This window comes from Faecalicatena contorta (genome assembly GCF_003149105.1).
In the GTDB taxonomy this organism is placed as follows: Bacteria; Bacillota; Clostridia; order Lachnospirales; family Lachnospiraceae; genus Muricomes; species Muricomes contortus_C.
Genome location: NZ_QGDS01000001.1, coordinates 132,349 through 157,286, shown reverse-complemented (window position 1 = coordinate 157,286; position 24,938 = coordinate 132,349). Strand labels below are relative to the sequence as shown.

Genomic DNA, 24,938 nt, shown 5'->3' with positions numbered 1-24,938 from the left:
GGAGGTTATTTATGAGACATTTAATGAGCCCTTTGGACTTTTCCACTGAGGAACTGGACGAACTTTTAACCCTGGCACAGGACATTGAGACACATCCTGATAAATATGCCCATGCCTGTGACGGTAAAAAGCTTGCCACTTTATTTTATGAGCCAAGTACCCGTACAAGGCTGAGCCACGAAGCGGCTATGCTGAACCTTGGAGGCAGCATCATGGGATTTTCCACCGCCGATTCCAGTTCCGCCTCAAAAGGAGAAAGTGTATCCGATACAATCCGGACCATTTCCTGCTATGCAGACATCTGTGCAATGCGGCATCCGAAAGAAGGGGCTCCTATGGTTGCCTGCCAGCATTCTTCTATCCCGGTCATCAACGCCGGAGACGGCGGGCATCAGCACCCTACCCAGACATTGACTGACCTGCTGACAATCTTAAATGTAAAAGGACGCCTGAATCATATGACCATCGGTCTGTGCGGGGATTTAAAATTCGGACGTACCGTTCATTCCCTGATTCACGCCCTGGTGCGTTATGAGGGAATCCGCTTCGTTCTCATTTCACCCGAGGAATTGAGGCTGCCCGATTACATCCGCCACGACGTACTGGATAGAAACAACATTCCTTATGAAGAGGTAGTCCGCCTGGAAGAAGCAATGCCAAATCTGGATATTCTGTACATGACACGCGTGCAAAAAGAACGTTTCTTTAATGAAGAAGATTATGTGCGCATGAAAGATTTTTACATTCTGGACAAGAAAAAAATGAAGCTGGCACCTGATGATATGTATGTGCTCCACCCACTGCCCAGGGTGAACGAGATATCTGTGGAAGTAGACGATGATCCCAGAGCCGCATATTTCAAACAAGTGCAATGTGGAGTTTACGTTCGAATGGCACTTATTCTCACTCTGCTGGATATACACGTTGACTAAAACAGGAAAGAAAGAAGGACAATTATGGTAAAAAATACATTGAATGTGGGCCGCATATCCGAGGGATTCGTACTTGACCACGTTGAGGCCGGCAAAAGTATGGAAATTTATAAATACTTGCATCTTGATAAATTGGATTGCTGCGTTGCTATTATCAAAAATGCAAAAAGCAGCAAAATGGGAAAAAAGGATATCATAAAAATAGAGTGCCCTATAGATGTGGTGGATTTAGATATTCTTGGCTTTATTGACCATAACATTACAGTCAACATCATCCAGAATGAAGAGATTGTAGACAAAAAACGGCTGACACTTCCCCAAAAAATCAGAAACGTCATCCGCTGCAAAAACCCAAGGTGCATCACTTCTATTGAGCAGGGACTGGAGCATGTCTTCGTACTGACTGATGAGGAAAATGAAATATACCGCTGCAAATACTGTGAAGAGAAGTATAGCGGAAACCAGTAAAAGCTAAAAGACCGCTGTAAGAAGGGATCTGGCTTGCCAGACTTTTTCTTACAGCGGTTCTTTATTTATTATATACATATATGTTTAACAATTCTCCGCAATCTTATAAATCAACTGTTCCGTATCTTCCCATCCCAGACAAGGGTCCGTGATTGATTTTCCATATACCATTCCATTGCCGATATTCTGACACCCTTCCGTCAGGTAGCTCTCTATCATAACCCCTTTAATCAGCTTTTTCAGCTCCGGGTTATAATTACGGCTATGCAGTACCTCGCTGACGATACGCTTCTGCTCTCTGTGCTGCTTATTTGAATTGGAGTGGTTGGCATCGATCAGTGCTGCCGGGTTTTTCAGCTCTCTCTGGTTGTACATATTCAAAAGCCTCACCAGATCTTCATAATGATAATTTGGTATACACGTTCCATATTTATCAACCCCGCCCCTTAGAATTACATGGGCAAGATCATTTCCGTCTGTTGTTACATCCATCCCCCGGTAAATGAAGGTATGGGAGCTTTGTGCTGCTACCACAGAATTTAGCATTACAGAAAAATCTCCGCTGGTGGGATTTTTCATTCCTACGGGAATATCCATACCGCTGGCAGTCAAACGGTGCTGCTGATTTTCAACGGAACGGGCACCGATTGCCTCATAAGATAAAATGTCATCCAGATAGCTTCTGTTTTCCGGGTATAACATCTCGTCAGCCGACGTCATACCGCTTTCTCCAATGGCCCGGATATGCATTTTCCGGATAGCGATAATACCTGCCAGAAGGTCCGGGGCCTGATCTGGTTCCGGCTGGTGAAGCATTCCTTTATACCCTTCTCCCGTTGTTCTGGGTTTATTTGTATAAATTCTTGGAATAAGCATCAGTTTGTCTGAAACCCTCTCATTCACCGCTGCCAGCCTGCTAACGTATTCACACACTGCATCTTCGTTATCTGCTGAACAAGGTCCAACCAGGACAAGAAACCTGTCCGATTTTCCTGTGAATATATCTCGAATTTCTTTATCTCTTTTTCTTTTCAATTCCCGGATACCGCCGGACAGCGGATATTCCGCTTTCAAATCTGCCGGACGCGGCAGCTCTGCATTCACCCGCATTCCCATATTTTTTCCTGCCTTCTTATCATTCATTCAACGTGCAATTACACATATACATTTTCTCTAATACTTATATTTCTTTTGCGTTAAGCAAGACGGTAAGCCGGGTTATGTCGTTGGACAATCATCTATCTAGGCCTGATGTCGCCACCAGGCTCAAGCAACCTACCTAAAGCGTGACGGGCAGCCACCTTGCTTTTATTCGGTCTTGCTTCGGATGGGGTTTACATGTGCCCTCCCTGTTACCAGAGAGGCGGTAGTCTCTTACACTGCCTTTCCACCCTTACCTGGGACGTATCCCAGGCGGTTTATTTCTGTTGCACTGGCCTTGGAGTCACCTCCACCGGACGTTATCCGGCATCCTGCCCTGTGAAGCCCGGACTTTCCTCGTCTGCTGCCTTTCGGCACCTGCAGCCGCGATTGTCTGTCTTACTTAACACAGTTACATATTATACTATGTATTTTTGTTCCTGTCCATAAGTTTTACTACTGTTTGGCGTAATCGGGTTTATGGCTGAACCAGTCTTTTATCAAATGTACAGCCGGATTATACCCAGCAGAATAAGATGCGCCGGATAAAAAACATAAAAAAACCATTTAGAAAATTTCCGACCTCTTTTTGCACGCTGTCCGTTGTAAAAACAAAGAATCACAACTCCCGACGCTGCAATTCCGAGAACAGAAAATCCCGCATGCAGCAGAGCTTCCCCAGTCTCATACATCCTTTGATAGGACATATAATTAAAAATACCGAATAAAACCGCAGCAATTCCATAAGCAACAACCAGCTTTTTCTTATCATATTTCCATACTGCAAACATAATCGTAAATACAGGGGCCATCACCGCCCAGTCCGAAAAGATAGAGAACATTACAATTAAAATAATCAGTACATTCCGCCATCCTCCCAAATCTGCCTGGTCTCTGATAATAAGAATGAAAAGACACAGCAGTAAAGTAAAAAGCATATTTAACTGGTAAAGTCCAAGCACAAGACAGTAAGGAATTTCTGAGATTATAGCAAATATAAGCAATCTTTGTGCATATTTCTTTCTGGAATGTGTATACCCATAACCTTCCACCAAAAAATAACACATAGTAATTGCTGTAAAATACCCGATATCCAAAAAAATTTCGTATAAAACCGTTCCAGGAGACAGAAACACATGAGCAAAGTGATTAAGAAACATGGTAAGCATTGCACAATATTTAATGACATCACGGTTCAGCCCTCTTGTTTTTTCAATTTTCCCCATAAATTATTGCACCAGTCCTTCATCCACAATTAAATCACTTCCGTCTGCAGCCGTGGTGGCCAGTTCATCACACCTCTCATTCTGGAGGTGTCCGTCATGCCCCTTTACCCAATGGAATGCAACATTATGCTGTGCCTTTGCCGCCAAAAGCCGCTTCCATAAATCTACATTCTTTACAGGCTCATTCTTACCGCGTTTCCATCCTTTTTTTAGCCAGCCGTCAACCCAGTGCTGGTTAAATGCATCCACCACATATTTTGAATCTGAATAGACTTCCACCGTACAGGGACGGTTCAGTGCCTCCAGTCCCGCAATTACAGCCATCAGCTCCATCCGGTTATTTGTAGTCTTCACATACCCCTGTGACAGCTCTTTGGTATGCAGGATACCTTTTGTATCCACATATTCCAGTACAGTTCCATAACCTCCCGGTCCGTCCGGGTTTCCCCGGGCAGCTCCGTCTGTATATAATTTTACATGCATTATCTTATATCTCTCCACTTCTGCCATATTCCATTACATCAGGTCTAAGAAGTCTCTTATTCCATCACTTCCCTGACACTATCGGCAAAGGATTTCTTTGCCTTCTTTTCCACCTCAAACACTTGCCCGTCTCTAGTAATATGCTGAATTTTATCCACATATTCTTTTGTACAGCTTTCCAGAGCCAACCTGTCAAAGATTCCATAGTTTTCCCAAAAATGCATTGGGAATACCACCTGCGTGTCCGTACGTTTCATAAAACAGTCCAGCCCCCAGCAGTATTGTTCACCCAGGCGCGGGTCTACCGGCACAAATGCAGCATCAATCTTCACACCATTCAGCTTGTTAATTTCATGCTGGTAATTCCGCCGCATCATCGTATTGTAGACCTCGCTCTCTTCTTCCCAGTGCCACCAATTCAGATCTCCGGCGTGATAAATGACATATCCATCATACTGCACCAAAAATGCCACGCCCTCATCCGTAGAGCGAAGGGTACGGATTTTACAGCCGTTTACATATTTTTCTTCATTTGCTCTCATATAAATAACATTTTCTTCTTCCTCTGCTTTTATATCATCAGAAAGCACAAAGCAAATTTCAGGCATGCGTTCTCTCAATTCAAAGATATCTCTTCTATAATGGTCATAATGAGCATGGCTGACAAAAACAAAAAGGTTCTTCCCAGCGTCCAGTTCAGGCAGCTCCCCTTTATAGAAATCAAACAAAAAATATGCCTTCTCCAACTCTACAAGAAATCCACTGTGACTTAAATAAGTAATACGCATCATGCACTCACCTTCTCCACTACATAAACTAATTCAGGTAAAATATATTCCAGGCTTTCCTTGGCAGCTTTTGCACTCTCCGGAAGATTCACCAGCAAAGTATGGTTTCTGATTCCTGCCGCTGAACGGTCCAAAATAGCTTTTTTTGTGTGACGGATATTATAAGCCCTCACCGCTTCCGGAATACCTGGCAGAAGCCTGTCCGAAATCTCTTCTACAACATCAGGAGCGCAGTCCCTTTTTTGGATACCTACGCCACCGGTAGTCAGAATCAAATCCACCGCTTCCGTATCTGCCAGTCTCTGCATCACCGCCGATAACACCTTTTTATCCTCCGGCAGAACCCCCGCTGCTTTCACTTCAAATCCCACCTGCTCCAACATTCGCTTCAGTGCAGATGCCGCTGTACTTTCTTTCCTTGCTCTATATAAACCCGTATCTAACGTAAATATTGCCGCTTTCACCCTATAGTACTCCCTTCTCTGCAAAAGTCCAAAGGGGACAGCCCCTCTTCAAAAGGGACTGTCCCTTTTGCTGTTCATTTTCAGACTATTCTGAAAGTTTCAAAAACAATTTCAAAGTTATCCTAAAATGCGCCTCGCTGATTCATTTGCTTTCGCAAATATCTCTTCTTTTGAAGAGCCCAGGTAATAATTCCCGTCCTGGTAGAGAACTTTACCTCCTACCATGGTCATTTTTACATTTTGCTTGCTGCCGCTGTACACCAGGTTCTTTTCTATATTCTGAATAGGCTGCATATTTGGCTGCTGTAAGTCGATTAATATCATATCCGCTTTCTTGCCTTCTGCTATTGTGTCACATTCCGGCAGCCCCATTGCGTGTGCTCCTACTACTGTTGCCATTTTCAGCACTTCCATAGCCGGCACAGCTTCCGGATCATCGCAGATTACCTTCTGCAACCCAGTTACCAAAAACATTTCCCGGAACATATCCAGGCAGTTGTTGCTTGCCGGACCGTCTGTTCCGATAGCTACAGGAATTTCCATATCCAGATACCGTTTTACAGGGGCGATACCGCTTGCCAGTTTCAGGTTGGAAGCCGGATTCGTTATGATGTAAAGCCCCCTTTCTTTTACAATGCCGAAATCTGCTTCATCCAGATGCACACCATGGAACAGGCCGCCTCTATGGGCAAACATCCCCAGGGAATCCATATAGGTAATTGGTGTCATGCCTGTCCGGCTCCGGCATTCCTCTACTTCTTTTTTAGTCTCGGAACAATGTACATAGACCGGAATCTTGTACTTCTTGGAGAGTGATGCCAGTCCTTCCATCAGCTCCTTGCTTGTCGTGTATTCCGCATGAAATCCCAGCTGATAGGATATCAGCTTGTCCGGGTCCTGACTGTAGCGTTTATAATCTGCTTCCACTTCTTCCAGTGTCCCTCCAAAGTTGTTGATGCTCTCGCATATCACTGTCCGGAATCCAGTTTCCACTGCAACCCGCTCTACCACCGGCTTATTAAAATACATATCAAAAACGGAGGTAACGCCGCTTGTCAAGTATTCCATGATTGCCAGCTTGTTCAGCCAGTAGAGGTCTTCTCCTGTTAACTGAGCTTCCGCAGGAAATACTCTTGTATGCAGCCATTCGTCCAGCTTCATATCGTCTGCATGGGAACGTAGAAATGTCATGGCAGAATGGGTGTGGGCATTTTTAAACCCAGGCATCAGAAGATTTTCCTGTCCGTCTATTTCCTGGTCCCACGTTTCCTCCGCATCTGGTACAAAAGGTCCCGCATAAACAATGGTGTCGCCTTTTACCCAGACCTCCCCCCGGAAAATTCCTTTTCCCGCTTCCATGGTCAGGATTCTTACGTTATAAATTCGTATGTTCATCTTCGTTTCCTTTCTCCTATCTTTTCTACATCTTCTCAATAATTCGTGTCACCAGACGTTCAAACTCTTCCGCCCTCTTATCTGCCACAGCCTGTACATCTAAATGGCTGAGTTCCTCTCCTGTAATACCGCATGCCATATTTGAGATACAGGAAATTCCGCATACCCGCACGCCTCCGTGATGGGCTGCAATAGCCTCGCAGGCAGTGCTCATTCCTACAGCATCAGCCCCCACTATATCAAACATCCTGATTTCAGCAGGACTTTCAAAATTAGGACCTGTTGTCTGTACATAAACACCTTCCTTGAGGGAAATACTTTCCTTCTTCGCCACAGTACGGATTAATTCCATCCATTCCACATCATAAATATGAGTCATATCCGGGAAACGTGTCCCCAGCTCTGCCACATTTTCTCCAATCAGCGGAGAAGGAACAAAATTAGATATCTGGTCCGTAATCATCATGAAGTCTCCTACCTGAAACTCTCTGTTGATGCCGCCTGATGCATTTGTAAGGAACAAGGTTTCAATTCCCATCAGTTTCATCAGCCTGACTGGAAGCACCACGTCTTCAATTGAGTATCCTTCATAGTAATGTACGCGCCCCTTCATTACTGCTACAGAAACTCCGCCAATGTATCCCAACAGAAATCTGCCGTCATGGCCTTCTACCGTAGAAACCGGAAAACCTGGGATATCACCATATGGAATCTCGCATTCCACTTTCATATTTCTTGCATAATTTCCCAGCCCTGAGCCAAGAATCAGACCTACGCGGGGTTTAAAATCTGTTACAGACTGATAATATTCATAACATTTTGCTAATTTTTCATATTGTTTGCTCATTTTATTTCTCCTCGATATCATATTAAAGTATACCTGTGAAATATTATACCTTGTAACCGGTGAACTCACAAGGGCAATTTGGAAAACACAAATGCAAAAGGAGCATTGAACGAATCACTCAATGCTCCGGATTATTCTCATATACTTAAATAATAATGCAGACCAGCCCTCCGTTGCTGTCATTTACAATCTTCTGCATGGTATCCTGCAGCTTCACCTGACTCTCATCATTAATCATCGTCAGCTTATTCCGCATTCCATCCATTACCAGTTCTTCAATGGACTTGCCGAATATATTGGTTCCCCATACTCCTTCAGGAGTTTCGCTTTCCGTTTTAATATACTCCACCAGATCCTGGGCCTGTTTTTCATTTCCTACAATAGGCGCTATCTCTGTCTCAATATTTGCCCGTATCATATGGATGGATGGTGCCTCGGAACGGATTTTCACTCCATATTTATTGCCCTGTTTGATTATCTGAGGTTCGTCCATTGCTATTTCCTCTCTCTTCGGGCTTACCATACCGTATCCTTTCATTTTCACATCGGCAAATGCATCTTTTATCTGAGTATATTCTTGTTTCATGGCAGCCAATTCCTTCATGGCAGAAATCAGTTCATATTCTCCATTGATATCTGTGCCTGTCAGTTCACTCAGCACCTCATAATAAAATTGCCCGGCAAGATCAATTCTAATTTTGACTCTGCCGGTATCCATCTCAATTTTTTCTACATTGACCTTCTCTATGTAAGGACTTTCTATCTGCGGTGACTTATTAGCTGTACTGCGTATATCTTTCATTTCTCCCATAATTGCTTTCACATTTTGCAGCAAATCCACCTTGATCCGGTGATCTCTTGACAACATTTCCACCCATTTGGGGATATAGAATTCCACTTCCGCTATCGGGAACTCATACAGTACCTGCCGCATGATATTGTGGATATCCTCTGTTCTGAGCTGTTCACAGTTCACCGGCAGTACAGATACTCCATATTTCGTTTCCATGTCCTCTTTCAACGCCTTTGAATCATCTGTGTAAGGCTTCTGCGTATTCAAAAGAACAATGAAAGGCTTGCCGATAGACTGCAGTTCTTTAATTGTTTTCTCTTCGGCTGCTATGTAATTTTCCCTGGGCAAATCTCCGATACTTCCGTCAGTAGTTATCACAATACCAATGGTAGCATGGTCATGGATGACCTTCTGAGTTCCGATAGCTGCTGCTTTCGTAAATGGAATTTCATACTCAAACCAGGGTGTTTTTACCTGGCGCTCCGCATCATTTTCAATATGGCCGGATGCCCCCTCCACCATGAAGCCTACACAATCAATCAAGCGTATTTTTACTTCTACGTCATCGGATAACTTTATGGATGCAGCTTCCTTTGGAACAAATTTGGGTTCTGTTGTCATAATGGTTGTGCCGGATGCAGACTGCGGCAATTCATCCTTAGTTCTCTCTTTTGCATGTTCATCTGTCATATTGGGAAGCACAAGCAAATCCATAAGTCTTTTAATGAACGTTGACTTGCCTGTCCGAACAGGACCGACCACTCCAATATAAATCTCACCGTTTGTTCTTGCTTTCATGTCTTTGTATAACTGAAATGAATCCATAGAAATACCCCCTTGTTCTGCTGATATCAATGTATGCACAGAAAAGGGGGTTTATGCAAATTTGTTTTATAAGGAACGGCCTCGCACTAAGTTCATCCTTCGCGAACGCTCGGATTTACTAAGTTGCTTTCGGCTCGTCCCATGGCTGTGCGGAATGCTCACTCTTCAATTCACGAAGCATAAGCTCATCTACCGCCTCCGCCGGATTCTTTCCTTCAAACAGAACCTCATTGACCTGAGCCACAATCGGCATGGAAACATTATATTTTTCAGCGAGCTTAGCAGCAGCTTTTGCAGAATAAACACCTTCCACAACCATCTTAACCTCTTCCATGGCTTCCTCCATGGTTCTGCCCTGTCCCATGAGGTATCCTGCCTTCCTGTTCCTGCTGTGTACGCTGGCACAGGTAACAATCAAATCTCCGATTCCGGTCAGCCCGGTAAATGTCTCAATATTCCCGCCCATCTTAACTCCAAGTCTTGCAATTTCCGCAATTCCTCTGGTTATCAGGGCAGCTTTTGTATTATCACCATAACCCAGTCCATCGGCAATTCCGGCGGCCAGTGCAATCACATTTTTCAAAGAACCGCCCAGCTCTATTCCCAGAATATCCGGGCTTGTATATACACGGAATACACGGCTGATAAACATAGACTGCAGATATTCAGCGGTCTTTTTTGTCTTCGCTCCAATAACACAAGTGGTCGGAAGCTTCTTTCCTACTTCCTCTGCATGGCTTGGTCCCGACAAAACGGCCACATCTGCCTGGGGAATCTCCTGCTCTATTTGCTGGGAAAGAGTCATCAGAGTTGCTTCCTCAATCCCTTTTGCCACATCTACAATAATCTGACCTTCTTTTACATAAGGACACATCTTCTTTGCAGTTTCCCTTGTGAAAGGGGACGGCACGGCCAGCACCAGAAAATCCTTTCCGGTAATTGCCTCTTCCATTTCATTTGTAAAAACCAGCTCCGGCGGCAGTTTTACTCCCGGCAGCTTTGACTCATGTTCTCTTTTTTCAGAGAGCATCTTCACTTCTTCCTTATTAATAGACCATACTGTAACCTGATGTCCATTTTCATGAAGCAAAACAGAAAGCGCGGTTCCCCAGCTCCCAGCTCCCAGCACACCTACATTCGCCATAATCGTCCTCCTTCACCTTTATTACTCAATGATTACTCCGCCGCCTTTTTCCTGCCTGAACCAAATGTATTTTCTGTCCCTGCAAGAAGGCGTTTGATATTTTCTTTATGCCTGTACCATGCCAGAATGGTAAGTAACAGGACTAGTATGTAAAGTTCATACCGGTAAGCCGCAGCTATATGGAATCCTCCCAGCTCACCGAATATAAGTATCTCCAGAAAAAATAAAGAAGATGCAAGTAAAGAGCCTAATGATACATATCTTGTGAAAGCCACTGATATTAAAAATGCTGCCAGAGGAATCGGTACCATCACCAATCCGGCAGACAGTACAAGTCCCGCCAACACGGCAATTCCCTTCCCGCCTTTAAACCGAAGGTAAAACGGGAAATTGTGTCCCAGAGTGGCGCCCATGCCTGCATACATGGACAATAAAGGTAGAAAATCACTGTCCCTGTACAAATACCGCGCAATGAAAATTGCTGCCAAACATTTCAGCACATCGCCTGCGAAGGTCAGCCCTCCGGCTTTCCACCCCATCACACGCACTGCATTCGTAGACCCGGCGTTTCCGCTCCCTTCTTTTCTAATATCAATATGATTTATCTTTCCCACAACATATCCGGTCTGCAGCAGACCAAATGCATACCCTATCAGAAGACAGATTATACGCTCCATAGTTATTGCTCCTTTTCCTTTCTTTCCCGGATAAAAAACTTCAGCGATGTTCCCCGGAACCCAAATGCCCCACGGATCTTATTTTCCAAATACCTTGTATAAGAAAAATGCATCAGCTCTTTATCATTTACAAAAATAACAAAGGTAGGCGGCTTTACGGACACTTGTGTGATATAATACAGCTTCAGCCGTTTTCCTTTATCGGACGGAGGCTGCTGCATAGCCACTGCTTCCGTCATAATTTCATTAAGCACACCGGTTGCCACACGCAGTGTCTGATTCTCAATTACTATATCAATCATATCATAAAGCTTATGCAGTCTCTGTCCTGTAACTGCTGATACAAACATAATCTCTGCATATTGAAGGTAGGACAAAATCTGACGGATTTTATTCTCATATTCCTTCATAGTCTTATCATTTTTCTCAATGGCATCCCACTTATTTACTACAATTATAATACCCTTGCCCCGCTCATGTGCAATTCCGGCAATTTTCGCATCCTGCTCCGTCACGCCTTCTTCTGCATCAATGACCATCAGAACAACATCTGCACGCTCTACTGCCGCTACAGTTCTGATAATACTGTAACGCTCCAGTTCTTCCTTAATCTTACTTTTTCTGCGCAGCCCTGCCGTATCAATGAAAATATATTCTTTTCCATTATGAATAATCTCTGTATCAATTGCATCCCGGGTAGTCCCTGCCACATCCGATACAATGACACGGTTCTCTCCCAAAAGTTTGTTAACGATAGAAGACTTTCCTACGTTTGGTTTTCCCACAATCGCAATCCGAGGCTTGTCATCCTCTTCCTCTTCACCGGAGCCTGCCGGGAAATGTTCTGTTACTGCATCCAGCATATCTCCAATTCCAAGTCTGGAGGATGCCGAAACCGGAACCGGATCACCAATTCCAAGATTATAAAATTCATATACATCCGGCATAAACTTATTAAAACTATCCACTTTATTTACCACAAGAACAACCGGTTTCCCTGACCTGCGCAGCATATCTGCCACCTTGGAGTCGGAATCCACAAGCCCTTGCCTCACATCTGTAAGGAAGATGATTACATCCGCCGTATCAATGGCAATCTGCGCCTGATCCCTCATCTGAGAAAGAATGACGTCCTTGCTGTCCGGCTCAATACCGCCTGTATCAACCAATGTAAAGTCTTTGTCGAGCCAACTTACATCGGCATAAATCCGGTCTCTTGTAACGCCCGGAGTATCCTTTACGATTGAAATCATCTCGCCTGCCAGTGCATTGAATAATGTGGACTTTCCTACATTCGGCCTTCCTACAATCGCTACTACTGGTTTACTCATATTTGTCTGTTACCTTTCTATTTTTTCAGCCTAAAATTGCATCTATCAAATCCTGACCGCTTGATTTTACAATATCCACCTGGACTTGTAAAGTATTCTCTACCTGTTTCACCGTAAAATCGTCCAAAAACACATCCTCATCCGCTCTGAGCATATTGCAGGGAATCAGCAATGCTTCTCCAAGCTCCTGCCCCTTTAACTGGGCCGTCAGGTCCTGTCCTGTAATCAGTCCTGACACCGTAATATGCTCTCCAAAAAAATCATTTCTGACTGCATAAAGGTGAACCTGAACATTCGGAAACTTCTCTTTTAATTTACCCAGCATCTGTTCCACATAGGGATATGCCAGTTTTCCCGTAGCAAGAGAAACTTCTCTTGTGCGCCCGTCCCCTTTTATACCCGCCAGGCCTTCCCTGAATTCCTCTATAAGAAGCCGGAGCATTCCCACACCGTTTTCCAGCTGGAGATAACCGTCATACCGTTCTTCCCCCGGGAACTCCTCTTCTGCCAGAATATACCACTCATCACCTGCATGTATAAAGTGTATACCGTATTCTTCATATATCTTGTCCTGCCAGCTGTGAATCATTGCAAGCATTTCTTTTGCATCTTCCTTTGTAAAAGGCTCAAGGGGATAAAGACCTTCACGAAACTTCGTCAGTCCCACAGGCACCACAGATACACTTTTTAAAAACGGCAGGTATGCCGTCAGGTCCCTGATACTCCTCTCCAGCTCTTCTTTATCATTTACTCCTTTACAGAGCACAATCTGACCATTCATTTCAATTCCACCCCGGTACAAGATGTCGACTCTTTTCAGGGCATCTCCCGCAAAACGGTTGTGAAGCATTTTACACCGTAGTTCCGGGTTTGTTGTATGGAAAGAAATGTTGATTGGCTCCAAATGGTATTTTACAATACGCTCAGCGTCATGATCACTCATATTTGTCAGGGTGATGTAATTTCCCTGTAAAAATGAAAGCCTGGAATCATCATCCTTAAAATACAAGGTATCCCTCATTCCACCAGGCATTTGGTCAATAAAACAAAACATACACTTATTCCGGCAGGAACGGTACTCATCCATCAGGCTCTGTCCAAATTCCAGACCCAAGCCTTCTTCCTCATCTTTTTCAATTTCCAGTTCCCACTGTTCTCCGTCCGGCTTCTCTATTAATAATACAATATTATCATCATCTACATAATAATGATAATCAAATACATCTGCAATCTCGTTCCCGTTAATCTCAAGAAGTCTGTCTCCGGGCTCAATTCCCATCTCTTCTCCAATACTTCCAGGCTGTACAAGACTTACGATATGTCCATGCGCCATTCTTTATTATCTCCTCAAAATCTATTATATAACACCCTATATTCTCAGAACAAAGAGTTTGCTTCGCAAACTCTTGCACCTGGGTTGGCCGCATAGCGACATCTGCCGCTTACACCCCAGTGCGCATCCCCCGGCGGGTTTTTATGTAATAGGATATAACTTCTTACTACATAAAAATATCTCCCAAGTCCGTTTGCATTATACCATACCTGATGAAACATTCCTAGCCTAATAAGAAAATCTTGCTGAACCGTAACGAACATTCGGTATAGTTCAGCCATAAGTCCGATTACACTTTACATCAGATGTTTGGCAAGCAATGCTTGAATTTACTATAAAAAAATGATATAACCATATATGTAGAAAGTCTGGAAGTTTCCAGCCATCCAAAGTTAAACATAGGAGAAAATCATGTCAAACATTAAACTATTAGAAAGAACTCTTCCGGTGGCTCCATTGAAGATTGTAGCTATGGAAAGCTGTAAGGAACTCGGCGAAAAAGTCAATGACTATATTGTATCTTTCCGTGAAAATACAATATGTGAAGTGAACTCTTCTTCCCCGCTCTACGTCAACTATGAATCCAGCAATTATCTGGTTAATTGCAGCTGTCCCCGTTTTGGCTCCGGCGAGGGCAAGGGAATCCTGAAAGAAACCATACGCGGAACTGATTTATTCATTATGACAGACGTGTGTAATTATAGTCTTACCTACACACTCAACGGACGTGTCAACCACATGTCTCCGGATGATCATTTCCAAGATCTTAAGCGAATCATTTCTGCTGCTACAGGCAAAGCGCGCCGTATCAATGTCATTATGCCGTTTCTATATGAGAGCCGTCAGCATAAACGCACCAAAAGAGAATCTCTTGACTGTGCCATTGCACTGGAGGAGCTGAATGCTATGGGTGTTTCCAATATCATCACCTTTGATGCCCACGATCCAAGAGTCCAGAATGCCATTCCTTTAAGCGGATTCGACAGCTTCAATCCGCCTTATCAGTTTATGAAGGCACTATTCCATGCCGTTCCGGATTTAAAAGCAGATAAAGAGCATCTGATGATTATCAGCCCGGACGAAGGAGCTATGCACCGTGCTGTTTACTTTTCAAACGTCCTCGGTGTAGATATGGGAATGTTCTATAAGCGCCGGGACTATTCTACTGTAATAAACGGTAAGAATCCTATCGTAGCCCATGAATTTTTGGGAGATGATGTGGAGGGCAAGGATGTAATCATCATAGACGACATGATTTCCTCAGGTGAAAGTATGCTTGACGTAGCCAAACAGCTTAAAGATTTCAATGTAGCACGCGTTTTTGTATGCACCACCTTTGGGCTGTTCACTGAAGGCTTTGATAAATTTGATGAATATTACGAAAAAGGTTATATAGACCGTGTTGTCACAACCAACTTGACCTACCTCCCCCCCATTGTGGATGAGAAGCCTTATTTTGTAAAAGCTGATATGAGTAAGTTCCTGGCACTTATCATTGATTCACTGAACCATGATACTACCATCGGAGCAGTACTCAATCCTACAGACAAAATACACTCTCTTCTGGAAAAAAGACTGGGGAAAGTGTAGCACAAAACCTGGCCTATCAATAAAACAACCGCTCCGGTAAAAGGCGCGGTTGTTTTTATTATCCTGTCTTGATTCATTCCATTTAATATAACTTTGCACTGATTAATTTTGGACGGAAACCTTTCTTCTCCAGTGCATCCATAATTCTGTGCTTATGTTCTGTCCCGAAGGCCTCCATTGTGATGCGCAGTTCTACCGCTGTATTTCTATTTGTGCTTACAAACTGGTTATGCTCCAGTTTGATAACATTTCCTTGTGCATCCGCAATTGTGGAAGCCACACTTACCAACTCACCTGGTTTGTCCGGAAGCAGGACGGATACTGAGAAAATACGGTCTCTTTGGATTAATCCATGCTGTACTACAGAAGACATGGTAATAACATCCATATTGCCGCCGCTCAAAACACATACAACCTTCTTTCCCTTACATTCAAGCTGCTTCAAAGCAGCAACAGAAAGAAGTCCGGAATTTTCTACAATCATCTTATGGTTCTCAACCATATCCAGAAACACACCTATCAGCTCATCATCTTCCACCAGAAGTATATCGTCCACATATTCCTGAACATAAGGCAGATTTTGTACACCTACACACTTAACCGCGGTGCCGTCCGCTATGGTATTTGCGCTTTTCAATTCTACTACTTCATTCGCCTGCACAGCCGCAGTCATACTGGCTGCCTCCGCAGGCTCCACACCGATTACTTTGATTTTGGGATTCAGCATCTTTGCCAGGGTAGCAACACCTGAGATAAGGCCGCCCCCGCCAATGGGTACAAGGATATAATCTACAGTAGGAAGCTCCTGTACAATTTCCATAGCAATGGTACCCTGTCCGGTGGCTACATCCAGATCGTCAAAAGGATGAACGAAGGTATATCCTAGTTCCTCTGCAAGCTCACGGGCATGTGCACAGGCATCATCATAAACATCTCCATGAAGAATTACTTCGGCCCCATATCCTTTTGTACGGTTCACTTTAATCAGCGGTGTTATTGTAGGCATAACGATAATCGCTTTACAGCCAAACTTCTGAGCGGCATATGCCACACCCTGGGCGTGATTTCCGGCAGAAGCAGTAATCAAGCCCTTTGCTCTTTCTTCTTCAGACAATGTGCTGATTTTATAATAAGCCCCTCTCAGTTTGTAAGCCCCGGTGTGCTGCATATTCTCCGGCTTCAAATACACCTTTCCCTGGCACATATCGCTTAGATAATCACTGTATATCAGCTTTGTCGGATTCGTCACACGTTTTACGATTTCACTTGCTTCCTCAAATTTTTCTAATGTCAACATATTATCCCTCCTGCTTATGCATCTTAGGCTTGGTAGTTTCAAGCCTTAGATGCAAAGTACATCCTGTCGACTTGCTTATACTACTTAGTAAGGTTTTTTCGAACTTAGTAGTAAAGCACAACCTGCTGGCTTAGTGAGGTTCTTTCGAACTTAGCAGCATGGTTGTTTCCTTAGTGACATGGATGTTTCTCTGCTTATGCATAGGCCTGTTCCTTTTTATTCCTGCTCTTCTTCCGCACTATTGCTGTAAAACAGAGCGTTTACAAATTCATCTGCATCAAATTTCTGTAAATCTTCAATCGCTTCACCGACACCAATATATTTCACCGGTATTCCCAGCTCTGCCTGTATTGCCACTGCAATTCCGCCCTTTGCAGTACCGTCCATCTTTGTCAGAATCACTCCTGTGATATCTGCCACCTCATTGAATTCCTTTGCCTGAGCCAGTGCATTCTGTCCGGTAGTTGCGTCTAATACTACCAAAGTTTCTTTATATGCCTCCGGGTATTCCCGTTCAATGACACGGCTGATTTTACGCAGCTCTTCCATTAAGTTCTTCTTGTTATGCAGGCGTCCTGCCGTATCACACAGCAAAATATCCGTCTTCCGCGCCTTCGCTGCTACTACCGCATCATATACCACAGATGCAGGATCGGCCCCGTCCTGGCCTCCTATCATTTCTACACCTGCACGGTTCGCCCATTCTTTCAACTGTTCTCCTGCTGCTGCACGGAATGTATCGGCCGCAGCCAGAATAACTTTTTTATGCTGTTCACGGAATTTACCAGCCAATTTCCCAATGGTAGTTGTTTTTCCTACACCATTAACTCCAATCACAAAAACTACAGACGTCCTGTTTTCAAATTCGTAGGCAGCTTCTCCCACATCCATTTGCTCCTTGATGCTGTCAATCACAAGCTGCCGGCATTCTATAGGTTCCTTGATATGCTGTTCCTTCACCTTTGCTTTCAGATTCTCAATAATCTCTGTGGTGGTATGCACACCTAAATCACCCATAATTAATGTCTCTTCCAGCTCCTCATAAAATTCTTCATCTATTTTCGAAAAACCAGAAAACACACTATCCATACTGGAGACAATATGATCTCTTGTTTTAGCCAGACCTGAAACCAGCCGTTTAAAAAAACCCTGCTTTTCTTCCATCTTTCCCCTCCATTCTTATATTACTTAAAGGTATCTGTTCAGAACCATGAACAGTTACCCTTAAAGTGCTTATTTATCCAAATCACCCTCCAGTAAATCTACAGAGACAAGTGTAGATATACCTTTTTCCTGCATTGTAATACCATAAAGCCTGTCCGATGCAGTCATGGTCCCTCTTCTGTGGGTGATGACAATAAATTGTGTATGTTTCGTCAATTTATGCAAGTATTGGGCAAAACGCACCACATTGTTATCATCCAATGCTGCCTCTATCTCGTCCAGCAGGCAGAATGGAGAAGGTTTTAGATTCTGGATTGCAAACAGCAGTGAAATCGCTGTCAGTGCTTTTTCGCCGCCGGAAAGCTGCATCATGTTCTGGAGCTTCTTACCTGGCGGCTGTGCAATGATTTTGACTCCTGCCTCCAGAATGTCCTCATCCTCCATAAGCTCCAAAGTTCCTTTGCCTCCTCCGAATAACTGCTTGAATACATTGTCAAATTCTTTCGAAATCAATGCAAACTGTTCTTCAAACTGCTTTCTCATAGCTGCATCCAGCTCGTCAATAATCTTCATCAGCGTAACTTCCGCTTCTACCAGGTCATCATGCTGTTTCTTCAGGAATTCATAGCGCTCAGAAACATTTTTATAATCATCAATAGCATTGACATTCACATCTCCAAGCTTCCTTATCTCACCTTTCAATACCTGAATCTGACGCTTCATGTATGCAAGATCCGTCAGGTTTTTATTTCGCAGCTCCATAGCGTGATTGTAAGTCAGTTCATACTCTTCCCACATATAATTCATCTGCTTCTCTGAAGCTTCTTCATAGGATTCTTTCTGACTGTTCAGCCTGAAACACTCCTTATCCAGCTCTGACATGTGCCTGGATAATTCTTCTCTTTTCCCAAGGAACTCTTTATGTTTTTGATTGAGCGCATCTCTGTTTGCCGTCTGGCTTTTAATCTCTGCCTCAATTTCTGCAAAAAGCTCTTTCGAGTTCTCAATGGTATCTCTCAGATCCTTTATTTTAGTTTCTTTTTCCTGGATTTCTTCCGATGCATTTCCCTTGTTGATATCCAGTTCTCTGAGTTCAGTCTCAAACTTTGCGATTTCTTCCTGGATACGCCCGATGTTTTCTAAAATAAATGCATTTTGCTGTTCCAGACTTGCATGAGAAAGATGAACTTCTTCAGAATGTCTCTGCTGAATAGCTTCCTTTTCTCTGTCAGCTTCCAGGCATTTTTGCTGCTCCTCAATCCGGACATTCAATTCTTTTTCTAACGCCTCGGAAGTTTCCAGTTCCATCTGAATAGAATCTTCATTGTCCAAAATCTCCTGCAGCTTCTGCTCCAGACTTTCTTGCTCTTTCAGGTAAGAATCATATCGCTGGGCAGCCTCTTTTTGTCTGGTCTGTACCTGCTCTACGTTCATCTTTGCAGTATTCTCAATGACAGATGCTTTTCTCAATTTCTGCTGAAGCTCATCAATTGCACTGTAACATGCAGCACGTTTTGCCTTCACGTCATTGACTGTCCGCTCACAGTCATCCATATCTTTTTTCAGCATCTTTACAGTCTGCTCAAACTCTTCGATTTCCCGCCGTCTGCTCAGAAGGTTGCTTGAATTTTTGAAAGCACCTCCTGTCATGGAACCGCCGGGATTAATCAGTTCTCCTTCCAGTGTTACCAGACGCAGTGACTGCTTGTATTTTCTGGAAATTCGGATTCCATTGTCAATATGGTCCACTACAAGTGTTCTGCCAAGGAGCTGGTTTGCCAGTCCCTGAAATTGCTTCTCCACATGTACAAGTGTACTGGCAACACCAATAATTCCTTCTTCCTTCATGACTTCCGCCTGCCGGATTTCTGAGCCGCCATGCATACTTGTTAAAGGGAGGAAGGTTGCCCGCCCAAACTTATTCTGTTTCAAATAAGCAATCATACGTTTTGCAGTTTCTTCATTATCTGTAACAATATTCTGGATATTTCCGCCTAAAGCCGTCTCAACTGCAATTTCATATTCTTTATCTACCTTAATAATATCGGCTACTACCCCTATAAGACCCTTTTCCCTGTCCTTGTTACTCATAACCTTACGGATACTGTTGCCATAACCATCATAACGCTCTGTAATATTTTTTAAGGATTCCAGCCTGGAGGACTCCCGGTGGTATGCTGTCTGCCCAATACGCAATTGCTCCTGTTTTGCGGACAGCTCTTGCTGAAGCTGTTCAATCTCCTGCTCATTTTTACTGATTTTCTCCGCGTATCCGGCAATCTCTCCGGAAATCTGCTTTAGCTGGGCCTCATATTCCAAAAGGACTTCATTTTGTTTGCGGGCTTCCCCTGACACTTCCAAAATCATGCGTCCCAGTTCTGATTTCCTGATCGTAATCTGCTCCTGAGTTGTTGTATAGTGCTGAATCTTAGCCCTGGTGGATGCCCTGTTATTCAAAAGCTCTATGATTTCTGCCTTGCACTGTTCAATCCCGGCTGTCCCGGAGGCAATTCTTGCCTGTACATCAATCAAAGCTTCTTTGGCCTCAGTATTACTTCTTGCAACCTCACTCAATCTTGCCTTTACTGCAGCCTGTTCTCTGTCTAACTCTTCTTCCTGTGCCTGTCTTGTTTCTATTTCTATTCGGATGGTATGCAGACGGTTATCATAATGCTCATCATTCATCCGTATCGTATTAATTTGTTCCTTTAATACATTAATCTGCCCCTCTAATTGTTGTTTCAGAAGCGTAGTCTCATTTAGCTGGCTCTTTGCTTTCTCAATAGAGAAATCTATTCCGTCTACCTCTTCTTCAATGGCATCATACTCATTCTTCATGTCTGTATATCTGACATTTGCTTCTTCCAGTTCCTCAAGGGCAATCTGCAGCTTAGAATCTGCCTCCCGTATCTGGTCTTTGATACGCTCTGTTTCCAATAGGAACATATTAATATCAAAGGTTTTAAGTTCTTCCTTCTTCTTTAAATATTCCCTTGCCACCTCGGACTGCCGTTTCAGAGGTCCTATTTGTTTTTCCAGTTCCGTCAGAATGTCATTGACACGGGTCAGATTCAGCCGTTCCTCTTCCAGTTTTTTTACAGAAAGATTCTTCCGGCGCTTAAACTTCACAATCCCCGCCGCCTCATCAAACAGCTCCCGGCGCTCTTCCGGTTTTCCGCTTAGTATTTTATCAATCTGCCCCTGCCCGATAATGGAGTATCCTTCTTTTCCGATTCCGGTGTCATAAAACATTTCATTGATATCCTTTAGACGGCATCCGGCACCATTAATCAGATATTCACTTTCTCCTGAGCGGTACAGCTTTCTGGTGACGGTAACTTCCTCATAATCTACAGGCAGTTGATGGTCCGAATTGTCCAGTGTAATCGCAACCGATGCATAGCTGAGTGGTTTACGGTTCTCCGTTCCGGAAAAAATAACATCCTGCATAGTGCCGCCCCTGAGCTGCTTCACCCGCTGCTCTCCCAGAACCCAGCGCACCGCATCTGCCACATTACTCTTTCCGCTGCCATTTGGACCTACGATACCAGTAATTCCGTTATGGAATTCGAATTTGATTTTATGGGCAAAAGACTTAAATCCTTGTACCTCAATGCTTTTTAAATACATATAACACCTGCTTTATTTTTCTTTTCTCAATTCTAGTATCGCTTTATAGGCAGCTTCCTGTTCCGCTGCTTTTTTTGTCCTGCCTGCCCCTACCCCATAACTCTGCGTACCGATAAGTGCTTCCACAAAGAAAGACTTGTTATGGTCCGGGCCCTCTTCTTTTATGAGGTTGTAGGAAATCCCATCCTCCATCCTTGCCTGTACAATTTCCTGCAAAATAGTCTTGCTATCAAAAAAGAGCTTTTTACTTTCTAAATCTGACAATATAAACCGATGAATAAACTCTTTTGCATTAGTAAAACCACCGTCCAGATAAATTGCACCAATCAACGCTTCCAATGCATCTGACGTAATCGACTCTCTCTGTCTTCCCCCGGTTGCCTCTTCACCCTTGCCAAGCAGCAGATAAGACCCAAGATCAATATCTTTTGCACAGAAAGCCAGTGCCGGTTCACACACCATACTAGCCCTTGCCTTGGTCAGTTCTCCCTCCGATACCTTTGGAGATTCTAAAAACAAATATTCACTGGAAACCAGTTCCAGCACTGCATCTCCAAGAAACTCCAGCCTTTCATTGCAGTGGTGCTTCTCCAAGTGCTTCTCATTCGTATAAGAGCTGTGCATCATAGCCTGTCCAAGCAAGGAAAAGTTTTTGAATTTGTACCCTATTTTTTTCTCCAATTCTTTTAAGTTACCGCTCATACCCTTTTCCTTTCAAAAGAAGACAATCCTTTTTCTTAACCGGATTCTCCTTCTCTTATGAAAATGAAAAAGCCCATAGGGGCTTTTTCATTAATTTCCTATCTATTCTACAGCCTTTTTAATCTGGTCAACCGCATCCTGTACTGTTGAAATTTTCTCAGCTTCATCATTATCAATCTCAATATCGAATTCTTCCTCAATTCCCATAATGATTTGGAAAATATCTAAGGAATCTGCTCCTAAATCATCTACAAATGTAGTTTCCAGGCTGATATCATCCTTTGAAACGTTTAATACGTCCGCAATAATTTCCTGTAATTTTTCAAACTCCATAATCTTGTTCCCTTTCTTTATTACACTAATCTTCTTTTTTTTCTTCCTGCGCCTGAATGGCAGCTTTTATCTTTTCATTAATTTGCTGCTTCTTAAACGTGACGCATTGGATAATTGAATTACATACTTCCTTTGAAGTAGAACTTCCATGTGTTTTTACAACCAGCCCATTCAACCCCAGCAAAGGCGCACCACCATGCTCACTGGCATCGAAATTTTTTAGTGTGGCTTTCAGTGCAGGCTTCACAAGAAGCGCTCCTATCTTGCTTCTCAAAGAGGTCATCATGCCGCCCTTAATCTTACTGATTAAGGTACTGCCTAAACCTTCATACAGTTTCAGGATTACATTTCCCACAAAGGCCTCACAGACTATAACATCTACATCTCCAAGGGGGATGTCTCTGGCCTCCACGCTTCCTATAAAATTGATGTCTTTACATTCTTTCAGAAGCGGAAAGGTTTCTTTTACGAGTGCATTTCCCTTCTCCTCCTCTGCACCAATATTCACAATCCCTACTGTAGGCTTTTTCTTTCCGAGGACACTCTCCATATAAATAGAACCTATTTTTGCAAACTGAACAAGATGTGACGGTCTCGCGTCTACATTTGCCCCACAGTCTATCAGCAGCGATACGCCTTTGGCAGTGGGTATCAACGGTGCAAGAGGCGGTCTCTCTACCCCTTTAATCCTGCCCACCAGTACCTGGCCTCCAACCAGAATGGCTCCTGAACTTCCGGCAGATACAAATGCATCGGCCTCCCCATTCTTTACCAGATTCATGGCCACTACAAGAGAAGAGTCTTTCTTCCTGCGAATCGCCATAACCGGTGCTTCTGCAGTCTCAATAACTTCTGCCGCATTCACAACTTCAATCTGGTCCTTTGGATAAGTATATTCTGATAAGGTCTTTTTTAACAACTCTTCCTGCCCGGTCAGCAGAACCTTTATGTCGCCTCTTTGCTTTACAGCTTCTACCGCACCACGAATGATCTCGCCGGGTGCATTGTCGCCGCCCATAGCATCTAAGGCAACTCTTGTAATATCAGACATTTTTCTTCCTCCTAACGCTACTGCATTAATTCTACTAGACATCAATATAAAAATCAATAAGAAAATGGAAATTAAATATAAGAGGTAAATATAAAAGTGCCTGATGCAAAATCTGTCGTTTTGTTTCGGATTTTGCATCAGACACTTTTTCCTCTTCATCTTTTTATTGTTCCTGGGATACCAGGTGCTTATACACTTTCTAAAAGTTGCTTTGTTGATTCCCGGACAATCAGTTCCAGATCGAACCCGTTATCTTTACAGCTGTATTCTTTGTTTTCCATCTGAGATATGAGCAGTTCCACAGCCTTTATACTCATGTTCTCAATGGGAACACTAATGGTTGTCAATCTAGGATTGCAATATCTGGAAAATTCTATATTATCGAAAGACGCCAGCATCATGTCCTCCGGGACTTTTACTCCGTGATCGCGGAGACAGTTCAGTGCCCCGATTGCCATGACATCCGTATCGCTTAAAATGGCATCTGGCAGAGTGCCACTTTTTAAAATCTGCTCGGCGGATTCATATCCTGTTTCCATTGTGTATTCTTTTTCCAGCCTGATAATACTGTGGGGTTTCAGATGATGTTTTTCCATTGTCATCAAAAAGCCGTTTAGCTTTGGTTCATGTGCCGCATCCTTTGTCTTGCAGCCTATATAGGCTATATTTTGGTTGCCAAGGCTGATCAGATACTCACAGAGCTTCTGAATGCCTCTTGTAAAGTCTGTGTGCACTATCTTATTAGAATCATACTTACTGAAATACCGGTTAGAATTGCTCATAATAACCATAGGTACCTTTTCATGCCGCTTTGCAAAATTAATGGACTGTTCCATATCATGAAAGTAACACAAAATCAGTCCGCTGAAATAATGAACCGGAAGCGATTCAAATAAAGTGTCTATGTTTCCGTTCACATCACTAATAGAATAAAGAACTACTGAATAATCGTGTTTCATTGCCTCTTTTCGAATGGTATTAAAGAGTGCCGCATGAAATGGATTCCGAATTTCCTGTGCTATCACTGCTATTGTCCTTGAATCCTGTACCCGCAGGTTTCTGGCAAATAAATTTGGTTTGTAATTTAATTTCTGAATTGCATCTTCCACAGCTGCGCGCTTATCTTCCCGCAATAACTCCGGCGTATTCAGATATTTTGAGACTGTTCCCACTGAAACTCCCGCCAGCTTAGCAACATCTTTGATAACTGCCACAAGTTAATCCCCTTCCCATCAGCAGAAACTCCTCTTTTCTGCTAGTACCTATATAATATATTTTGCCTTCAGGCAACTTATCTTATTATAACAGAAAATTTTACTTTTTCC

The 24,938-nt window shown here is 43.3% G+C and carries 22 protein-coding genes and 1 other RNA gene; 3 read left to right on the top strand and 20 right to left on the bottom strand.

All coding sequences use genetic code 11. The features are described from left to right. The first annotated feature begins 11 nt into the window (after positions 1-11). On the top strand, positions 12-932 hold the full coding sequence (gene pyrB, locus A8805_RS00750) for an aspartate carbamoyltransferase (protein WP_109708320.1): 921 nt from the start codon (positions 12-14) through the stop codon (positions 930-932). Positions 933-956: 24 nt separating this feature from the next. Next, positions 957-1,400, top strand: a complete 444-nt coding sequence (locus A8805_RS00745; protein ID WP_109708319.1) for an aspartate carbamoyltransferase regulatory subunit — start codon at positions 957-959, stop codon at positions 1,398-1,400. Between the two features lie 84 nt (positions 1,401-1,484). Here the strand turns inward: A8805_RS00745 and A8805_RS00740 are convergent, their stop codons facing one another. From A8805_RS00740 to A8805_RS00680, 13 genes are all read right to left on the bottom strand, one after another. Beyond that, positions 1,485-2,543, bottom strand: a complete 1,059-nt coding sequence (locus tag A8805_RS00740) for a 3-deoxy-7-phosphoheptulonate synthase (RefSeq protein WP_109708318.1) — start codon at positions 2,541-2,543, stop codon at positions 1,485-1,487. Positions 2,544-2,593: 50 nt separating this feature from the next. Continuing rightward, positions 2,594-2,946, bottom strand: an RNA gene (gene rnpB / locus A8805_RS00735) — RNase P RNA component class A. Between the two features lie 94 nt (positions 2,947-3,040). Next, on the bottom strand, positions 3,041-3,766 hold the full coding sequence (locus A8805_RS00730) for a TraX family protein (protein ID WP_242992215.1): 726 nt from the start codon (positions 3,764-3,766) through the stop codon (positions 3,041-3,043). Between the two features lie 3 nt (positions 3,767-3,769). After that, complete coding sequence (rnhA, locus tag A8805_RS00725; RefSeq protein WP_109708783.1) at positions 3,770-4,249, bottom strand: ribonuclease HI; 480 nt, start codon at positions 4,247-4,249, stop codon at positions 3,770-3,772. A 56-nt stretch (positions 4,250-4,305) separates the two neighbouring features. Then, entirely contained in the window at positions 4,306-5,040 is a 735-nt protein-coding gene (locus A8805_RS00720; RefSeq protein ID WP_109708317.1) for an MBL fold metallo-hydrolase, read from the bottom strand. Continuing rightward, complete coding sequence (locus tag A8805_RS00715; protein WP_109708316.1) at positions 5,037-5,501, bottom strand: MogA/MoaB family molybdenum cofactor biosynthesis protein; 465 nt, start codon at positions 5,499-5,501, stop codon at positions 5,037-5,039. Before A8805_RS00715 ends, A8805_RS00720 begins: the two co-directional genes overlap by 4 nt. A gap of 117 nt (positions 5,502-5,618) precedes the next feature. Next, positions 5,619-6,896, bottom strand: a complete 1,278-nt coding sequence (locus tag A8805_RS00710) for an amidohydrolase (RefSeq protein WP_109708315.1) — start codon at positions 6,894-6,896, stop codon at positions 5,619-5,621. 25 nt (positions 6,897-6,921) lie between these two features. After that, positions 6,922-7,743 (bottom strand): purine-nucleoside phosphorylase, encoded by an 822-nt coding sequence (locus A8805_RS00705; protein WP_109708314.1) that lies wholly within the window; start codon positions 7,741-7,743, stop codon positions 6,922-6,924. Between the two features lie 145 nt (positions 7,744-7,888). Continuing rightward, positions 7,889-9,361: a stage IV sporulation protein A gene (gene spoIVA / locus A8805_RS00700; RefSeq protein ID WP_109708313.1), complete on the bottom strand. Its 1,473-nt coding sequence runs from the start codon at positions 9,359-9,361 to the stop codon at positions 7,889-7,891. 118 nt (positions 9,362-9,479) lie between these two features. After that, on the bottom strand, positions 9,480-10,505 hold the full coding sequence (locus A8805_RS00695) for an NAD(P)H-dependent glycerol-3-phosphate dehydrogenase (protein ID WP_109708312.1): 1,026 nt from the start codon (positions 10,503-10,505) through the stop codon (positions 9,480-9,482). A 32-nt stretch (positions 10,506-10,537) separates the two neighbouring features. Beyond that, positions 10,538-11,182, bottom strand: coding sequence for a glycerol-3-phosphate 1-O-acyltransferase PlsY (plsY, locus tag A8805_RS00690; RefSeq protein ID WP_109708311.1), 645 nt, complete (start codon positions 11,180-11,182; stop codon positions 10,538-10,540). 2 nt (positions 11,183-11,184) lie between these two features. Continuing rightward, entirely contained in the window at positions 11,185-12,513 is a 1,329-nt protein-coding gene (gene der / locus A8805_RS00685; protein ID WP_109708310.1) for a ribosome biogenesis GTPase Der, read from the bottom strand. A gap of 25 nt (positions 12,514-12,538) precedes the next feature. After that, entirely contained in the window at positions 12,539-13,846 is a 1,308-nt protein-coding gene (locus tag A8805_RS00680; RefSeq protein ID WP_109708309.1) for a DUF512 domain-containing protein, read from the bottom strand. 411 nt (positions 13,847-14,257) lie between these two features. Here A8805_RS00680 and A8805_RS00675 point away from each other — a divergent pair, with 411 nt between their 5' ends. After that, complete coding sequence (locus tag A8805_RS00675; RefSeq protein WP_109708308.1) at positions 14,258-15,436, top strand: ribose-phosphate pyrophosphokinase; 1,179 nt, start codon at positions 14,258-14,260, stop codon at positions 15,434-15,436. Positions 15,437-15,518: 82 nt separating this feature from the next. Here A8805_RS00675 and ilvA read toward each other — a convergent pair whose 3' ends face one another. The 7 genes from ilvA to A8805_RS00640 all read right to left on the bottom strand — a co-directional run bounded on the left by ilvA (position 15,519) and on the right by A8805_RS00640 (position 24,827). Beyond that, entirely contained in the window at positions 15,519-16,733 is a 1,215-nt protein-coding gene (gene ilvA / locus A8805_RS00670; RefSeq protein ID WP_109708307.1) for a threonine ammonia-lyase, read from the bottom strand. Between the two features lie 216 nt (positions 16,734-16,949). Continuing rightward, positions 16,950-17,897 (bottom strand): signal recognition particle-docking protein FtsY, encoded by a 948-nt coding sequence (ftsY, locus tag A8805_RS00665; RefSeq protein ID WP_109708306.1) that lies wholly within the window; start codon positions 17,895-17,897, stop codon positions 16,950-16,952. A gap of 69 nt (positions 17,898-17,966) precedes the next feature. Next, complete coding sequence (gene smc / locus A8805_RS00660; RefSeq protein WP_109708305.1) at positions 17,967-21,527, bottom strand: chromosome segregation protein SMC; 3,561 nt, start codon at positions 21,525-21,527, stop codon at positions 17,967-17,969. A gap of 12 nt (positions 21,528-21,539) precedes the next feature. Further along, positions 21,540-22,229: a ribonuclease III gene (gene rnc / locus A8805_RS00655; protein ID WP_109708304.1), complete on the bottom strand. Its 690-nt coding sequence runs from the start codon at positions 22,227-22,229 to the stop codon at positions 21,540-21,542. A gap of 102 nt (positions 22,230-22,331) precedes the next feature. Continuing rightward, positions 22,332-22,562, bottom strand: a complete 231-nt coding sequence (acpP, locus tag A8805_RS00650) for an acyl carrier protein (protein ID WP_109708303.1) — start codon at positions 22,560-22,562, stop codon at positions 22,332-22,334. 25 nt (positions 22,563-22,587) lie between these two features. Continuing rightward, the gene (gene plsX, locus A8805_RS00645) at positions 22,588-23,613 is read right to left on the bottom strand and encodes a phosphate acyltransferase PlsX (RefSeq protein ID WP_109708302.1); all 1,026 of its coding nucleotides are present in this window, start codon (positions 23,611-23,613) and stop codon (positions 22,588-22,590) included. 188 nt (positions 23,614-23,801) lie between these two features. Then, positions 23,802-24,827: a LacI family DNA-binding transcriptional regulator gene (locus tag A8805_RS00640; protein WP_109708301.1), complete on the bottom strand. Its 1,026-nt coding sequence runs from the start codon at positions 24,825-24,827 to the stop codon at positions 23,802-23,804. Positions 24,828-24,938: the final 111 nt, after the last annotated feature.

Excerpts from the sequence above, each read along its gene's own strand:
- A8805_RS00740 (WP_109708318.1), bottom strand. The coding sequence starts at position 2,543 with ATGAATGATAAGAAGGCAGGAAAAAATATGGGAATGCGGGTGAATGCA.
- plsY (WP_109708311.1), bottom strand. The coding sequence starts at position 11,182 with ATGGAGCGTATAATCTGTCTTCTGATAGGGTATGCATTTGGTCTGCTG.
- rnhA (WP_109708783.1), bottom strand. The coding sequence starts at position 4,249 with ATGCATGTAAAATTATATACAGACGGAGCTGCCCGGGGAAACCCGGAC.
- A8805_RS00745 (WP_109708319.1), top strand. The coding sequence starts at position 957 with ATGGTAAAAAATACATTGAATGTGGGCCGCATATCCGAGGGATTCGTA.
- rnc (WP_109708304.1), bottom strand. The coding sequence starts at position 22,229 with ATGAGCGGTAACTTAAAAGAATTGGAGAAAAAAATAGGGTACAAATTC.
- A8805_RS00720 (WP_109708317.1), bottom strand. The coding sequence starts at position 5,040 with ATGATGCGTATTACTTATTTAAGTCACAGTGGATTTCTTGTAGAGTTG.
- A8805_RS00705 (WP_109708314.1), bottom strand. The coding sequence starts at position 7,743 with ATGAGCAAACAATATGAAAAATTAGCAAAATGTTATGAATATTATCAG.
- pyrB (WP_109708320.1), top strand. The coding sequence starts at position 12 with ATGAGACATTTAATGAGCCCTTTGGACTTTTCCACTGAGGAACTGGAC.
- spoIVA (WP_109708313.1), bottom strand. The coding sequence starts at position 9,361 with ATGGATTCATTTCAGTTATACAAAGACATGAAAGCAAGAACAAACGGT.
- acpP (WP_109708303.1), bottom strand. The coding sequence starts at position 22,562 with ATGGAGTTTGAAAAATTACAGGAAATTATTGCGGACGTATTAAACGTT.
- A8805_RS00695 (WP_109708312.1), bottom strand. The coding sequence starts at position 10,505 with ATGGCGAATGTAGGTGTGCTGGGAGCTGGGAGCTGGGGAACCGCGCTT.
- A8805_RS00675 (WP_109708308.1), top strand. The coding sequence starts at position 14,258 with ATGTCAAACATTAAACTATTAGAAAGAACTCTTCCGGTGGCTCCATTG.
- der (WP_109708310.1), bottom strand. The coding sequence starts at position 12,513 with ATGAGTAAACCAGTAGTAGCGATTGTAGGAAGGCCGAATGTAGGAAAG.
- smc (WP_109708305.1), bottom strand. The coding sequence starts at position 21,527 with ATGTATTTAAAAAGCATTGAGGTACAAGGATTTAAGTCTTTTGCCCAT.
- ftsY (WP_109708306.1), bottom strand. The coding sequence starts at position 17,897 with ATGGAAGAAAAGCAGGGTTTTTTTAAACGGCTGGTTTCAGGTCTGGCT.
- ilvA (WP_109708307.1), bottom strand. The coding sequence starts at position 16,733 with ATGTTGACATTAGAAAAATTTGAGGAAGCAAGTGAAATCGTAAAACGT.
- A8805_RS00730 (WP_242992215.1), bottom strand. The coding sequence starts at position 3,766 with ATGGGGAAAATTGAAAAAACAAGAGGGCTGAACCGTGATGTCATTAAA.
- A8805_RS00710 (WP_109708315.1), bottom strand. The coding sequence starts at position 6,896 with ATGAACATACGAATTTATAACGTAAGAATCCTGACCATGGAAGCGGGA.
- A8805_RS00680 (WP_109708309.1), bottom strand. The coding sequence starts at position 13,846 with ATGGCGCATGGACATATCGTAAGTCTTGTACAGCCTGGAAGTATTGGA.
- plsX (WP_109708302.1), bottom strand. The coding sequence starts at position 23,613 with ATGTCTGATATTACAAGAGTTGCCTTAGATGCTATGGGCGGCGACAAT.